This window comes from Pararhodonellum marinum (assembly GCF_015354735.1).
Taxonomy (GTDB): Bacteria; Bacteroidota; Bacteroidia; order Cytophagales; family Cyclobacteriaceae; genus Pararhodonellum; species Pararhodonellum marinum.
Map to the genome: position 1 here is coordinate 338,323 of NZ_JACEFJ010000001.1, position 13,726 is coordinate 352,048.

The following is a 13,726-nucleotide window of genomic DNA, read 5'->3' on the forward strand; positions in this document are numbered from 1 at the left end:
GGATCAAAGGTTACTGATGGCGCTGACGTTTGTCTGGACTTTCAGGCTGCAGTCAAATGGGGAATAGGCTTTAAAACTCTTGATATTGTCTTCTCCTTCCAATAAGTAAAAGCGGGTGAAATGAAGACTTTCCATCTGCGGCTCCTGAATGCAGATCTTCATGGGATTGGTATTGATGTCATCGCTTATCCTGGTATCCCAAAAGCCATCATATATGATATCCTGGGTTTTCCCTTTCCCATGGGCATTGTAAACGCTGATCAGCTGACCCATTTCCTTGCTAAGGTCCGGTAAGGCCAGCGTTCTTTCGTATTGATTGTCATGGATGTAGATGTCCGATGAAAAAGGTGACCAATCCGGTGCGTCGGTAGGAAAACCTGTGATGTGGTAATTGGCAATGGCCAAACCTACCGTTTTGTTTTTATGGATTTTATTGTTGTATACCTCAACTTCCTTGGCAGCCAAAAGTATTACCCCGGAACCTGGAGGAATCATGGTGACGGTATTTCCATTTGGAGATTCATTGAGTGCCGTAGCAAAATTGGTATGGTTGTTTTCTATGATTTCATTGTCATAGATTTTGGTGCCTTTTCCGTCCGACTTTGGCAAACCAGGTAGGTTGAAAACCAAAATTCCACCGGAGTTGTCCTTGACCACATTGCCAAATACCTCGGCATTGTCTGAATTTTCTATTTCGATGCCTGCTACATTTCCGAATGCCAGTGAGTTTTTGACGATGATGTTTTCTGATTGCCCTACATAGATCCCGGCGTCTTTGGAATGAGAGGCGATGCATTCATCGATCATCACATTTCTGCACTGAACCGGGTAGATGGCATAAGTCCCGTTTTTGGATTTGTCTCCATTGGTCCAGGTCACATTGATTTTTCTGAAGGTGATGCCATCACAATGCTGCGCTTTGACCCCGTCACCAGGTGCATCCTCTATGGTCAGATTTTCAATTTTAATGTTTTGTCCTGAAAGTTTGACCCCCTCACCTCCAGACTTCAGATCCCTAAATGAAAGGACAGTTTTGTCCATTCCGGCTCCTTGGATGGTGATTGTTTTTTTGTTGTCCAATATCAACTGGGTCTTAAGGGCATAGAATCCCTCAGGTATGGATATGGTACCGCCATCCTCCACTAATATAAAGTCTTCGATGAGTTTTTCCACGGCGGCTTCAGAAGCCCGTAAGAGGTTATTAGAATCGAAGGTTTGGTCATGGTTGCTATTCCCACAGGAGCAGCATAGGAATAGGACCAAAAGGATCATAGAAAAGGATTGCTTCATCATTGAAAAAGAAATGTTTGTATCAAATTTACCTTTTTGTCTGGAAAATAAATTTGATAAAAATCAAAAAAACTCACAGCAAACCATGCCTCACCCGGCTCAAGGTTTCGATGGACATATCCAAGTACGAAGCAATCTGACCCACTGTAGCTACTTGAATCAGTTTAGGTTTGCCAGCCAAAAGCTCCACATACCGCTCTTTTGCGGATTTGAATTTGGAAAATATCATTTGTTCTTCCAATAAAATGTAATACTGCTCCAATATCATCCTGTACAATCGTTCAAGAGATGGGTGCTGTTCGATTTTATTGAAAAGATCATGGTGGGAAATGTAAGCCAAGTAGCAATTTTCTATGGCTTCTATGCTTTCATAGGAAGGTTTACGGGATACAAAACTGTACATGGATGTGGAAAATTCCCCCATCATGGAGAAGCTGACGGTGACGTCCTTTGCTTCCTTGAAATAAAAACTTCTCAAGGTTCCCTTTTCCACAAACACCAAATTATGACAGACCTGTCCCTGTTTCAAGACAAAATCGCCTTTTTCCAATACCCTGTAATGGATGATTTCAGCAAAGGCAGCTTTTGCAGATTTGGGAAGTGGATAAATTTGATCAACTAAATCCAGAATTGGCATGATTTTGTTTAAAATAATGTAATTATCAGATTCATAAATCGTTGTCTAAAAAACATTTTCTTAAATCTAATCATTTATCTCCGATGCTGAAAAGTCTAATAATGCTTTCGTTTTGTGGCTTGATCATGATTGGTTCCGCTTTCGGTCAGGCAGGAATTCGGTTGGGGATGAATTACCCCGGATTGTCAGATTGGGATTGGAGGGCCAGCAATGGATTTCATGCCGGGTTTTATTACAAGCTCAGCTTAGGGGGTATCTTGGCCATCGAGCCAGGATTGCAATACACCAAAAAGTCACTGTTTGAAATGGCCGAGGATGACCTTGGCCCATACGAATTGGAAAACCGCTTCAACCAATTGGATATTCCTGTTTTGGTCAGATTTTCATTACTGCCCTTTGTCAATGTTTTCGCAGGCCCTCAGCTCTCTTATGTCATGTCCTCCAAAATGGTGACACCTGAATTGCCCCAACCCATTGTTCAAAGAAATGAATGGGCAAAAGGGGGCGTCGTAGGGGTGGGAGTAAGCCTGCCGTTTGGTCTGAATGTACAGGGAAGCTATGATTTTGGCATGAGCCGTTGGGAAATGGATGGGGTGGATTTCAGGAACCGCATCCTCAAACTCTCCGTTGGAAAAAACTTTTAAGCGTTGAAAATTAGTTTAAAAGTAGTCCCTTCACCCAGAACAGAACTTACCTGAATGTTGCCTTTGTGCCTTCTCATGATCTGCTTGGAAAGGCTCAACCCTATGCCAGAACCCTTCTTTTTGGTAGTAAAAAACGGAATAAAGATTTTTCCCAAGGCCTCTTCTTCTATTCCCCTTCCTGTATCCTGTACCTCAATGATTATTTTGCCGTTTTCATCTATGTAAGCCTTCAGAATGATTTGTTTGATTTCTGCATCTTCCACCGCCTGAATGGCATTCTGGCAAAGGTTGATCAATACTTGTTCGATGAGTGTACAATCGGCAAACAACAACAGATCAATGGGTTCAATTTCATTTTTCCAAACAATTTTTTCGCGGTCTATCTGATGGTTAAGTAAAGTTTCGACTTGGTCAAATAGTGAGGCTATTTTGATGGCTACAAATTTTGGAGTAGGGATATGGGCAAGGCTTCGGAAATCACTGACGAATTTGATCAAACCTTCACTTCTCTTTTCTATGGTATTGATTCCCATCAAATAATCTTCCAAGGACTCCGGTGTAACTGGCTGATGGGTATCCACTTGTCCTTGGATATCATCTTTGATCGTACCGGCCAGAGAGGATATGGGGGCAATGGAATTCATGATTTCGTGGGTCAGGACCCTGACAAGGTTTTGCCATGCCTCCATTTCTTTCTCTTCGAGCTCTGATTGTATGTTCTGAAGAGAAACTAGCTTAAACTTGACATCCCTCAAAACCAGCTCAATCACATAGACAGACAGCTGCATGATCCCATCCGGATGGGCTATTTTAATCAATTCACTTCCCCCGGTCCGGAGGTTGTGGATGGCATGGTGCAACTCCTTGTTGACCTTTTCTATTTCCGAAATGTTGTGGAGCTGATGGATGTTCAGCATGCGTTTGGCAGCGGTGTTGAGGATTTGAATCTTGCCATCTTCCTCAAAAGTAATCAGCCCTATACTCAGGTGTTGAAAGACGGTTCTGAAGTACTGATAATTGGCCTCTTTTTCAGCTTGATCTTCCTTAAGTTTGGCCAAAATTGCATTGAATTCTATGTGCAAGTCATCCGTTTCGGTACCGTCAAACTTGACTGGGTACACCGTGGTATAATCGTCTTTTTTGATGTTGTCGAGAAATTGGCGAACTTTCTTGAAGCTACTTTCGGCATACCTCACCAAAAATACAATCTGTGCAATCACCAAAATGATAAAAAGTGAAATGGCGAACACCGTGGTGTCCTTCCAGATTAAATAAGCCAAGATAAAAAGAGAGCAGGCCAAAAGCGCCACTCTCCCAAGTAATCCAATTTTATAATCCATATTTTTCCAATCTTCTGTACAGCGAAGCCCTGGTCAAACCCAGTTCCTTGGCTGCTTTTGAGATGTTGCCTCCATTTTTATCAATGGCTTTTTGAATGACATTTTTTTCCACTTCATCCAGGTTGAGGGTGGCATTGTTGCTGATCTTATCCTGGGCAGGTTTGGCAGACAAAAAGAAGAAGTCTCTGCTGTCCAGTTCATTTCCCTCTGACATAATGATGGCCCGTTCGATGGCATGCTGCAGTTCCCGGATATTGCCCGGCCAAGCATAATGCTGCAATAGTTGAATGGCTGCAGGCTTAAATGCCTTTATTTCCTTACGGTATTTTTGGGAATAAACTTTAAGGAAATGGTTGGCCAGTAAGGTGATGTCATCTTGCCTTTCCCTTAAGGGTGGAAGAAAAATCTCAACTGTATTGATCCGATAAAGCAAATCCTGCCTGAAAGTGTTGTCCATAACCATGTCATGGACACTCATGTTGGTAGCGCAAATCAGTCGGATGTCTACCGGTATGGATTTATTGGTACCGATCCTGGTGACTTCTCTTTTTTGCAGCACGGTCAAAAGTTTGGATTGAAGCGGCATGCTTAGGTTGCCGATCTCATCCAAAAACAAGGTGCCTTTGTCGGCAACTTCAAAGCGGCCTGCACGGTCTTCTTTTGCATCCGTGTAGGACCCTTTTTTGTGTCCAAAAAGCTCGCTTTCAAAAAGACTCTCTGTGATGGCGCCCATGTCTACTCCTACAAAAATTTCATCTTTGCGGTGGGACCGGTCATGGATGGCTCTTGCAATCAGCTCTTTACCAGTTCCGTTTTCTCCCAAGATCAGGATATTGGCATCTGTCTGAGCCACTTTATCGATGATGGAAAAAATATTTTTCATGGAGGCACTTTGCCCGATGATATCGGTAAAAGGTTTTTTCAGGTCTGACTGTAGCTGTCTGGATTTTTTGGATAGTCGGTCTACTTCATTGTAGCTTTCCTTTAGTTTCACTGCCGCGGATAAGGTCGCCAATAACTTTTCATTTTGCCAGGGCTTCAATATAAAATCTGTCGCCCCTTCCTTAAGGGCCTGCACCGCCATCTCCACATCTCCAAAGGCGGTAATAAGTATAACCACTGCCTTTGGATCTATTTCTTTGATTTGCTTTAGCCAATGAAAGCCCTCTTTTCCGGAAGTAGTATCTTCCGTGAAATTCATATCCAAAAGGATGACATCATAGCTGTTGTTGTTGACCAAAAAAGGAATCCTTCTTGGATCTTTTTCTATGCTCACTTCTTTGGCATGCTTTTTCAACAACATTTTGGCAGCAAAAAGCAAATCCTCGTTGTCATCCACAATCAATATTTTACCTAAGGTTTTATCTTCCATAACTTTCCTGTTTCTACATCAGATGCCGAAATGATGCCATTTTAATTTTTCATTAAATTAGGCAATCTGAGGCACAATTGGAAAACAGATGTGTTCATTTATGAACAAAAATAGTTTATGCACGGACACCGTGGACCTCCTCCAGAAGATACTTGAAAATTGTGTCAAAAATTAGGATAAATTACCTTAGATTGAGATATGTTAAGAATTTTCAGCCGCCATAGTCCATCACTTGCCCTATGAAGCCAGTGTATACCCCGATTACCCAATTGCCAGAATTTTTAGAGCAGCAGGAAAAAGAAACTTTTACATCCCTTTTTGATTTTATTCCCCTGATGGAAAAAGAATTTGCTCGCGTGAACAAAATATTAAAAACTCCGCTGACTAAAGAAGCCGCCATGAAGTTCCTGGATTTCGAAGATACAAAACAAGAGCTTTTTAAAGCACTTTGCCAATCAGGTCTTTTGGTCGACTTCGAATGGGAACATTGGGTGGAAGGGCATGAAATCCTTTCCGGAATCAGATCATTTCCAAGACTCAATGCCATAAAGATTTGTAAATTACTGACCCTGATCGTGAGGAATGATCAGATCAAAAGTGGGTTTTTTGAAGCCAAACTAAAACAGGGAACGGTCCTCGATTTGTTGAAACAGTTACAAATCAAATTGCTAAATCATTGACAATTAATTCATTAATGATTTTTCTGCAACAGATTCTGCCTCAATTGCTGCTAATTTCCCAATCCTCTCAATGGATTTAACCTAAAATTAAAATAGATTCAAAAGAATTGGATATTTTTCAAAACATAATTTTTTGATTTGTAGGATTGCGTCAGAAAGCAGATCAGGTTCTCAGGGATATCTATGTCCTTTAAATTTTTAATCCCTTTCAAAAAGTGTTAAATTTGGGATTATTCACAAAAACAACAAATTCATGTCTGTAGCAAGTAAAGGAAGTACCGTAAAGGTCCATTACACTGGAAAATTAAAAGATGGGACCGTATTTGATTCCTCAGAAAACAGAGAACCGCTTCAGTTTACAGTGGGAGATGGCAATATGATAAAAGGTTTTGATGCCGCTGTTCAAGGTATGGCAGTAGGAGAAGATAAAAGTGTCACCATCCCTTCGAAAGAAGCTTATGGAGATAAAAGAGAGGATATGATGGTTGATGTGCCAATTACTCAGGTACCAGCAGATATCAAACCCCAGGTAGGCATGGATCTATCGATTCAAAATCAAAATGGGCAGCCGATGCCTGTCAAAGTCGTCCACGTTGATGAAGAAAAAATAACCCTCGATGCCAACCATCCTTTGGCCGGTGAGGACTTGGTCTTTGACATCAAATTGGTGGATGTAGGCTAGAAGAAACTAAAGGAAGTTCAAAAAAAACCCGGAGCACCCGGGTTTTTTTATAATCTGTTCACTTTTTTCTGCCCTGGGGGACTGTGGTAAATACTCCTGGTATTGTTGTATTTTGAATTGCCTACTTCAACGACAAACAATTTGTAATTTGAACCCGAAAAATCATAGGATTTCAACATTCCATCGTGACTGGTAAGTACATCTTCAATGATCAAATCACCCAAAATATTGTAGATTTTTATCCGAGTAGGCATTTTTCTAGGTTCCTTCAGCTCAATGTCAAACTTACCAACGCCTTTTGACATCAACCTAAATTCGACCTGTTGGGAATTTTCGGTTTTGGGAAATACAAAGGGCTTTTCCCCGGGTTTTTGAATGCTCGTTTGTCCCCAAACATTGGCCAAAAACAAGCACGACAAAAACAACCCCAAGCCAGGTGATTTTAATTTTATCAAAGATTTTAGTAAAAATTTCTTCATAGTCACGATTAAGATGCAAATTTTAAACTATTCCTTTCATAAAAAAAGTTATTTTAAGTTAAAAAAAAGATCATCTAAAGAAGGCTGCTTAATGGCATGAATGAAGCCTTGTTTTACCAATAAATGGCCAGAACCATATTCCATCACCTGATTTTCAATCTTCCGTCTTAGTAAAAGACTTATTGATGACCATTCAATTGGAGCTGGAAAAATCAGGAATGGGATAAAAATCCACACCTTGAGGATGGTACAAGAAGAGGTGTTTTTGATTGATGGCCAAGTTTCTGTATTTGGGATCCGGTAATGGGGCAAATTCTGTGGCCTTGGTCTTGAAATTGGTTTTTACGATGCTGCCATCCGCTATCCAAAAAAGGTGATCTCCATGAAGTACGATCTTTTGTTCGACCTTAGTAGGAATCTGCTGGATAAAATTCCCTTGGTTGTCGAAGATAAAAATGCCTTCTCCCACTGATTTTAAAAATACGAGATTCTGATGTTCCTTGATCTCCATCACATCCAATTGTTGTTGCGAAAGGACCAGATTCAAAGGTTGGGTTTGAAGAGATCGGTTTTGTCTGAAATCAAATTGAATTAAAGAGAAATTAGTCTCATCAAAAAGCCAAAAGACATTGTTGTTGCCTAGCGTCGCAGCCTTAATCAGTCCAAACCGGCTAAAATCAAAAACATTGGTGGAAAGTGGATTTAAGAAGCGGTCTAACAGTTGAATTTTCTGAAGGTCTCTGGAAAAAGTAAAAATATTGACCGTCCAGGAGGCCTCAATTTGATCTAGCCGGGCTTGCCTTTCAGGAGAAAAGTGATTGACATATTGTCCCTTTGAATTAAATTGATAAATGTTCCCTTCAGTATCTGCGAGAATAATTTGGTTTTGATTGTCTAGGGCAACTTGATCCAACCGTTCAAAAGGAATGGAAAATAGGGGAGTGGTTGTCAAATCCTGACCCTTTAAGGTTCCAGAAACCAAAACAACGCCGACCAATAGTACCTTCAAAATATGAAGTTTCATCCGTGGTATTTGGTTAGGGTTAGCGATTTGCCATCAAAAACCCCATATGTACAGGCATGGACCCATTCGCCTAAATTGACATAGGTGGCTTTTTTACCCACCTTCAATTCCAAGGGCAGGTGTCTGTGACCAAACACGTAATAATCGAATTCATACTGAAGGTCCAATTTCTGACAATATTGCCAAAGCCATTCTTCATCTCCCTTGAATTCAGCTTCTTTTTTCTTATCGTTGGCAATCCGACTGTTTTTTGACCATAGGTGCGCTAGTCGCATGCCTACATCAGGGTGTAACCATTTAAATATCCATTGAGCTACTGAATTTGTAAATACCTGCTTGAGCAGTTTGTATTGCTCATCTCCTGGACCCAATCCATCCCCATGACCCACAAGAAACTTTTTGCTATTGATTTCCAGTTCCAAAGGTTGTTGAAACACAGGGATACTCAATTCTTTGGTAAAATAGTCTTTCATCCACAGATCATGGTTACCGGTAAAAAAGAAAATGGGAATGCCTTTGGTCCTTAAAGCGGTAATCTTTCCCAAAAAACGCATGAATCCTTTAGGAATCACCTTATCATATTCAAACCAAAAATCAAAAATATCCCCGACCAAAAAAATAGCGGCCGCATCCACTTCAATTTCCGAAAGCCATCGGATGATTTTTTCCTCCCTTTTTCTACTGGAATCTTCGTCGGGAGCCCCTAAGTGAAAATCGGAGGCAAAATAGATTTTCTGTTGGTCTCTAAGAGTTATTTTCATGAAACGGTGCAAAACATGCCAAAGTTAACAAACTTTTTAATTTGAAAAAGTGCCAAAAAAGCTGATCAATCCGGCAAAAGAAAAGCCTCCGTTAATCGGAGGCTTTTTTATCAGCTTTTATCTTCAGATAATTTTTCAGCTACTTCAGGAAGATCTTTTTCTTCATCTGTCTTTTTTTCAAGTGGAGGCTTCTTGCCATCTACTTTTTTGGTAAAAGCTTCGTATGTGGTTTCCTTCTCAAAAGGACGCTTACCAATAAGTTTTTCCAGATCAGATTGGAAAATGATTTCTTTTTCCAACAATTCCTTTGCGAGAATCTCTAGCTGTTCTTTTTTCTCAAGCAATAACTTTTTGGTCTTGTCATAAGCAAACTGAATCAATTTTCTTACTTCATGGTCTATGGTTTCAGCAGTAGCCTCAGAATAAGGCTTGGTCATCCTGTAATCATTGGATTTGCTGTCATAGAAGGAGACATTGCCAATTTTTTCATTCATGCCGTATACAGATACAATACTGTAGGCCATTTTGGTCACCCTTTCAAGGTCACTGAGGGCTCCAGTAGATATCTTGTTGAATATAATTTCCTCAGCAGCACGACCACCCAGAGCCATACACATTCCATCTATCAATTGTTCGGTTTGATATAGGAACTGTTCCTTAGGTAAATATTGGGCATATCCCAGAGCAGCAAGTCCTCTGGGAACGATGCTGACTTTCACCAATGGATCCGCATGTTCCAAAAACCATCCTGCCACCGCATGACCAGCCTCATGATAGGCTACAATAGTTTTCTCCTCAGGAGAAATGATTTTGTTCTTTTTCTCCAGTCCACCTATAACTCTGTCCACAGCATCTTGGAAATCCTGCATGTCTACTGCAGTTTTATTTTTTCTTGCAGCAATCAAAGCGGCTTCATTACAAACATTGGCGATTTCAGCACCTGCAAATCCAGGCGTTTGTGCGGCAAGTTTCTTGGCATCTACATCGCTTGCGCTTTTAATGGGTTCAAGGTGAACTTTGAAAATTGCTTCTCTGCCAAGGATGTCAGGCTTATCTACACTGATCTGTCTGTCAAAACGCCCGGCTCTTAATAAAGCACTATCCAACACATCCGGTCTGTTGGTTGCAGCCAACACAATCACACCCGAGTCGGTGCCGAAACCGTCCATTTCTACCAGAAGTGAGTTTAGTGTATTTTCTCTTTCGTCGTTGGATCCAGGCATCTGCCCTTTTCCTCTTGACCTGCCTATGGCATCAATTTCATCAATAAAAATAATACAAGGGGCTTTTTCTTTGGCTTGCTTAAACAAATCCCTTACCCTTGCAGCACCTACACCTACGAACATTTCAACAAAGTCGGATCCTGAAAGGGTGAAGAAAGGCACACCTGCCTCGCCTGCCACCGCCTTGGCCAACAAAGTTTTACCGGTACCTGGAGGTCCTACCAATAGGGCTCCCTTCGGGATTTTTCCACCCAGTTTCGTGAATTTTGAAGGGTTTTTCAAAAACTCAACGATCTCTTGTACTTCCTCCTTGGCTTCGTCAAGTCCAGCTACGTTATCAAAAGTAATTTTTACCTTATTTTCTGCATCAAACAATTGGGCTTTTGACTTGCCCACATTGAAGATTTGCCCGCCCGGACCACTTGGTCCTGCCATTCTCCTCATCATCAGCCAAAAGAACAGAAACAGCAAAATCAAGAAACCGAAACTTCCAAACCAATTGCCCCAGCTTTCCTCTGTTCTGGCAGTGTATCCTATTCTTTGTTCTTTGGGCCTGCGATCCTCAAGGGAGTTGAAATATTCGATGAATTTATCGACAGAAGCAATTCGTACCTGATAATGGGGTCCTCCTGGATTGAAGAACGGATTGGAACTTTCCAACTCATCTTTGTACCGTTGGTTTTTGAGCGCCTCTTCATTCAAGGTCACTTCTACAAAATTCTGGTTATAAACCACCACCACTTTACTGACGTCATTGGCCAGATAGATATCCTCAAAACGCTTCTGAGTAATATCGATGACTGAGGTTCTTTGATTGAACCAGGTCACGCCTATCAGAACCACTACTGCGGTGATGATCAACCAAAGTTGAAAATTGGGTTTTTGGGGAGGTTTTGGTATGTATTTTTTGCTTTTATTTTTATCGCTCATTATATTTCTATTTATGCCAAAGGCTTATTAACAACGCATTCAATGCATGAAAGTTCACACTAAATTAACTAATATGATTCACTTTAGCATCACCCCAAAGTTCCTCCAATCCGTAAAAAGCCCGTTTTTCTTTTAAGAAGACATGGGCTACCACATTTACATAATCGATTAGGATCCATTGTAGGTTGTTTTTGCCTTCGCTTTTATAGGGTTTTTCCTGACTGACTTTCATTACCTTTTCTTCAATGGCGTCAGCTATGGCTTCAATTTGGGTGTCAGAGTTACCGGAACAAATCACAAAAAAATCAGTAAATGCATTTTTGACTTTTCTTAGATCCATGACCACTATATCGGAAGCTTTTTTTTCTTCCATTCCTTCTACGATTATTTTACTCAGCGATTCTGCTGTCATATTTATTCTTTAATTTTGAATCAATTTGGATCTATTTACAATAAAATGTTAATTTTCTTTATTGAGCAACAATTTATCAATTTATAAATGTATAAAATCCTTGCCAATACCATTTTTTTGGGGAAAGATATCATTTGTCTGCCAGAGTGTCATTCTACCAATGACTTTGCCGTTGATTTATATAAACGCAAAGAGGCCAAAGAGGGTACGATCATCTATACCGATCATCAGACAGGAGGTCGAGGGCAAAGGGGAACTGAATGGCACAGCCAAGCTGGAAAGAATCTGACTTTTTCTTTGGTATTGACTCCTTTGTTTATGGATGCTACCGAACAATTTGACCTAAACATTGCTATTTCCCTGGCCATTAAGGATGCTTTGGATGATTATTGCTCCGGAGTGAGACTGAAATGGCCCAATGATATTGTGCATGAGACGGGCTACAAACTGGGAGGTATTCTAATTGAAAACTCAATAAGCAACAAAGGAATTGAATCTGCAGTGGTGGGCATAGGATTAAACGTGAACCAAAGGGATTTTGATTTTGAAGGCCCAACATCGGTTGCTAAATTGACGGGAAGTGAATGGGATTTATGGGAACTCTTTAAGGTGTTGATCAGCCGGATAGAGCAATATTATATCCGCCTTAAAAAACAGGATGTGGGGGCAATGAGAAGACGGTACCTGCACCATCTTTTGGATCATGAGAAATGGCGCATGTTTGATGACGGGAAGGTTTTTGAAGGAAAAATCACGGGTGTGACCGCACAAGGCAAACTTATGGTTGAACACAGAAACAAAGAGGTGAAACACTATGCCTTCAAAGAAGTTAAGTTTTTGTAGAACGATAATTTTCAATTAGTTAAGGGAATCAATATATTTGTACTTTTACTATTTAATTTAAAAACATGTCAGAAACAAAATCAAAAAAATTCATCGAATTTAAGGTAAAGGACATTTCTTTGGCCGAATGGGGACGCAAAGAGATTCGTTTGGCCGAAGCTGAAATGCCTGGTTTGATGGCTTTAAGGGAAGAATATGGTCCAAGTCAGCCCCTAAAAGGTGCCAGGATAGCTGGCTGCCTACACATGACCATTCAAACTGCTGTTTTGATAGAAACCCTGATTGCTTTAGGGGCAGAGGTGACTTGGTCATCTTGTAATATATTTTCTACTCAGGACCATGCCGCCGCCGCCATCGCAGCAGCAGGTATCTCTGTGTATGCCTGGAAAGGGATGACTGCCGAGGAATTTGATTGGTGCATTGAACAAACTTTGTTTTTTGGAGAAGAGCAAAAACCACTGAACATGATTCTTGACGATGGGGGAGACCTGACCAATATGGTTTTCGATAATTATCCAGAATTGGTTGGAGGAATTAAGGGGCTTTCTGAAGAAACCACAACCGGTGTTCACCGCCTTTACGAAAGGATGAAGAACGGAACGCTACCCATGCCTGCCATCAATGTGAATGACTCGGTGACCAAATCGAAATTTGATAACAAATATGGCTGTAAAGAATCGCTGGTAGATGCAATCAGAAGAGCTACTGATGTGATGATGGCTGGAAAAGTAGCCGTAGTAGCTGGATATGGTGACGTAGGAAAAGGTTCTGCAGCCTCTTTAAGAGGTGCCGGAGCTCGGGTGATTGTTTCTGAAATTGACCCTATCTGTGCGCTTCAAGCCGCCATGGATGGTTTTGCTGTCAAGAAGATGCTGGATGCAGTAAAAGAAGCTGACATTGTAGTGACTGCCACTGGCAACAAAGACATCATCAAAGAAGCCCATTTCAGGTCATTGAAAGATAAAGCCATTGTATGTAACATCGGCCACTTTGACAATGAAATTGACATGGCTTGGCTCAATAAAAACTATGGCCAGACTAAAGATGTCATCAAACCCCAAGTGGACCTATACAACATTGACGGCAAGGATGTAGTCGTACTGGCAGAGGGCAGGTTGGTCAATTTGGGCTGTGCGACAGGCCATCCGTCTTTTGTGATGTCCAACTCCTTTACCAATCAGACTTTGGCCCAGATTGAGCTATGGACAAACACTGATCAATATGAGCCCGGAGTTTTTGTGTTGCCAAAACACTTGGATGAAAAAGTGGCAGCGCTTCATTTAGCGAAATTGGGTGTGGAACTTGATGAGCTCTCAGAAGATCAGGCGAGCTACATCGGGGTGCCCAAAGAAGGACCGTTCAAACCGGAGTATTACAGATACTAATAAAATTAACCATCATAAAGAACC

Annotated in this window: 14 protein-coding genes; 5 read left to right on the plus strand and 9 right to left on the minus strand. The window is 41.1% G+C overall.

Going from position 1 to position 13,726, the window contains the following annotated elements; genetic code table 11:
- Positions 1–3: 3 nt before the first annotated feature.
- Positions 4–1,293 (minus strand): parallel beta-helix domain-containing protein, encoded by a 1,290-nt coding sequence (locus H1A14_RS01460; RefSeq protein WP_194774423.1) that lies wholly within the window; start codon positions 1,291–1,293, stop codon positions 4–6.
- A 70-nt stretch (positions 1,294–1,363) separates the two neighbouring features.
- Positions 1,364–1,927 carry a Crp/Fnr family transcriptional regulator gene (locus tag H1A14_RS01465; RefSeq protein ID WP_194774424.1) on the minus strand — a complete coding sequence of 188 codons (564 nt, stop codon included), beginning with the start codon at positions 1,925–1,927 and terminating at the stop codon, positions 1,364–1,366.
- Between the two features lie 83 nt (positions 1,928–2,010).
- Between H1A14_RS01465 and H1A14_RS01470 the strand changes: the two genes are divergently transcribed.
- Positions 2,011–2,571 carry an outer membrane beta-barrel protein gene (locus H1A14_RS01470; RefSeq protein WP_194774425.1) on the plus strand — a complete coding sequence of 187 codons (561 nt, stop codon included), beginning with the start codon at positions 2,011–2,013 and terminating at the stop codon, positions 2,569–2,571.
- Here H1A14_RS01470 and H1A14_RS01475 read toward each other — a convergent pair.
- Positions 2,568–3,911 (minus strand): sensor histidine kinase, encoded by a 1,344-nt coding sequence (locus H1A14_RS01475; RefSeq protein ID WP_194774426.1) that lies wholly within the window; start codon positions 3,909–3,911, stop codon positions 2,568–2,570. The genes H1A14_RS01470 and H1A14_RS01475 overlap by 4 nt on opposite strands.
- Positions 3,901–5,283, minus strand: a complete 1,383-nt coding sequence (locus H1A14_RS01480) for a sigma-54-dependent transcriptional regulator (RefSeq protein ID WP_194774427.1) — start codon at positions 5,281–5,283, stop codon at positions 3,901–3,903. Before H1A14_RS01480 ends, H1A14_RS01475 begins: the two co-directional genes overlap by 11 nt.
- A gap of 239 nt (positions 5,284–5,522) precedes the next feature.
- Here H1A14_RS01480 and H1A14_RS01485 point away from each other — a divergent pair, with 239 nt between their 5' ends.
- Positions 5,523–5,963, plus strand: coding sequence for a DUF6508 domain-containing protein (locus H1A14_RS01485; RefSeq protein ID WP_194774428.1), 441 nt, complete (start codon positions 5,523–5,525; stop codon positions 5,961–5,963).
- A 253-nt stretch (positions 5,964–6,216) separates the two neighbouring features.
- Entirely contained in the window at positions 6,217–6,645 is a 429-nt protein-coding gene (locus H1A14_RS01490) for an FKBP-type peptidyl-prolyl cis-trans isomerase (RefSeq protein WP_194774429.1), read from the plus strand.
- A gap of 47 nt (positions 6,646–6,692) precedes the next feature.
- Here H1A14_RS01490 and H1A14_RS01495 read toward each other — a convergent pair whose 3' ends face one another.
- The 5 genes from H1A14_RS01495 to rsfS form a co-directional block, all read right to left on the minus strand.
- Positions 6,693–7,124, minus strand: coding sequence for a hypothetical protein (locus tag H1A14_RS01495; protein WP_194774430.1), 432 nt, complete (start codon positions 7,122–7,124; stop codon positions 6,693–6,695).
- A 193-nt stretch (positions 7,125–7,317) separates the two neighbouring features.
- Entirely contained in the window at positions 7,318–8,148 is an 831-nt protein-coding gene (locus H1A14_RS01500) for a hypothetical protein (protein WP_194774431.1), read from the minus strand.
- Positions 8,145–8,909, minus strand: a complete 765-nt coding sequence (locus H1A14_RS01505) for a UDP-2,3-diacylglucosamine diphosphatase (RefSeq protein ID WP_194774432.1) — start codon at positions 8,907–8,909, stop codon at positions 8,145–8,147. Before H1A14_RS01505 ends, H1A14_RS01500 begins: the two co-directional genes overlap by 4 nt.
- Before the next feature lie 110 nt (positions 8,910–9,019).
- The gene (ftsH, locus tag H1A14_RS01510; RefSeq protein WP_194774433.1) at positions 9,020–11,062 is read right to left on the minus strand and encodes an ATP-dependent zinc metalloprotease FtsH; all 2,043 of its coding nucleotides are present in this window, start codon (positions 11,060–11,062) and stop codon (positions 9,020–9,022) included.
- Positions 11,063–11,126: 64 nt separating this feature from the next.
- Entirely contained in the window at positions 11,127–11,474 is a 348-nt protein-coding gene (rsfS, locus tag H1A14_RS01515; RefSeq protein ID WP_194774434.1) for a ribosome silencing factor, read from the minus strand.
- An 87-nt stretch (positions 11,475–11,561) separates the two neighbouring features.
- On the opposite strand from rsfS, the gene H1A14_RS01520 reads away from it, so the two are divergent.
- Together H1A14_RS01520 and ahcY are read left to right on the plus strand one after the other, a co-directional pair.
- Positions 11,562–12,317 carry a biotin--[acetyl-CoA-carboxylase] ligase gene (locus H1A14_RS01520; RefSeq protein ID WP_194774435.1) on the plus strand — a complete coding sequence of 252 codons (756 nt, stop codon included), beginning with the start codon at positions 11,562–11,564 and terminating at the stop codon, positions 12,315–12,317.
- Positions 12,318–12,382: 65 nt separating this feature from the next.
- The gene (ahcY, locus tag H1A14_RS01525; RefSeq protein WP_194774436.1) at positions 12,383–13,702 is read left to right on the plus strand and encodes an adenosylhomocysteinase; all 1,320 of its coding nucleotides are present in this window, start codon (positions 12,383–12,385) and stop codon (positions 13,700–13,702) included.
- Positions 13,703–13,726 lie beyond the last annotated feature (24 nt).

Excerpts from the sequence above, each read along its gene's own strand:
- H1A14_RS01490 (WP_194774429.1), top strand. The coding sequence starts at position 6,217 with ATGTCTGTAGCAAGTAAAGGAAGTACCGTAAAGGTCCATTACACTGGA.
- H1A14_RS01485 (WP_194774428.1), top strand. The coding sequence starts at position 5,523 with ATGAAGCCAGTGTATACCCCGATTACCCAATTGCCAGAATTTTTAGAG.
- H1A14_RS01520 (WP_194774435.1), top strand. The coding sequence starts at position 11,562 with ATGTATAAAATCCTTGCCAATACCATTTTTTTGGGGAAAGATATCATT.
- ahcY (WP_194774436.1), top strand. The coding sequence starts at position 12,383 with ATGTCAGAAACAAAATCAAAAAAATTCATCGAATTTAAGGTAAAGGAC.
- H1A14_RS01475 (WP_194774426.1), bottom strand. The coding sequence starts at position 3,911 with ATGGATTATAAAATTGGATTACTTGGGAGAGTGGCGCTTTTGGCCTGC.
- H1A14_RS01480 (WP_194774427.1), bottom strand. The coding sequence starts at position 5,283 with ATGGAAGATAAAACCTTAGGTAAAATATTGATTGTGGATGACAACGAG.
- H1A14_RS01470 (WP_194774425.1), top strand. The coding sequence starts at position 2,011 with ATGCTGAAAAGTCTAATAATGCTTTCGTTTTGTGGCTTGATCATGATT.
- H1A14_RS01460 (WP_194774423.1), bottom strand. The coding sequence starts at position 1,293 with ATGATGAAGCAATCCTTTTCTATGATCCTTTTGGTCCTATTCCTATGC.
- H1A14_RS01495 (WP_194774430.1), bottom strand. The coding sequence starts at position 7,124 with ATGAAGAAATTTTTACTAAAATCTTTGATAAAATTAAAATCACCTGGC.
- H1A14_RS01500 (WP_194774431.1), bottom strand. The coding sequence starts at position 8,148 with ATGAAACTTCATATTTTGAAGGTACTATTGGTCGGCGTTGTTTTGGTT.
- rsfS (WP_194774434.1), bottom strand. The coding sequence starts at position 11,474 with ATGACAGCAGAATCGCTGAGTAAAATAATCGTAGAAGGAATGGAAGAA.
- H1A14_RS01465 (WP_194774424.1), bottom strand. The coding sequence starts at position 1,927 with ATGCCAATTCTGGATTTAGTTGATCAAATTTATCCACTTCCCAAATCT.
- ftsH (WP_194774433.1), bottom strand. The coding sequence starts at position 11,062 with ATGAGCGATAAAAATAAAAGCAAAAAATACATACCAAAACCTCCCCAA.
- H1A14_RS01505 (WP_194774432.1), bottom strand. The coding sequence starts at position 8,909 with ATGAAAATAACTCTTAGAGACCAACAGAAAATCTATTTTGCCTCCGAT.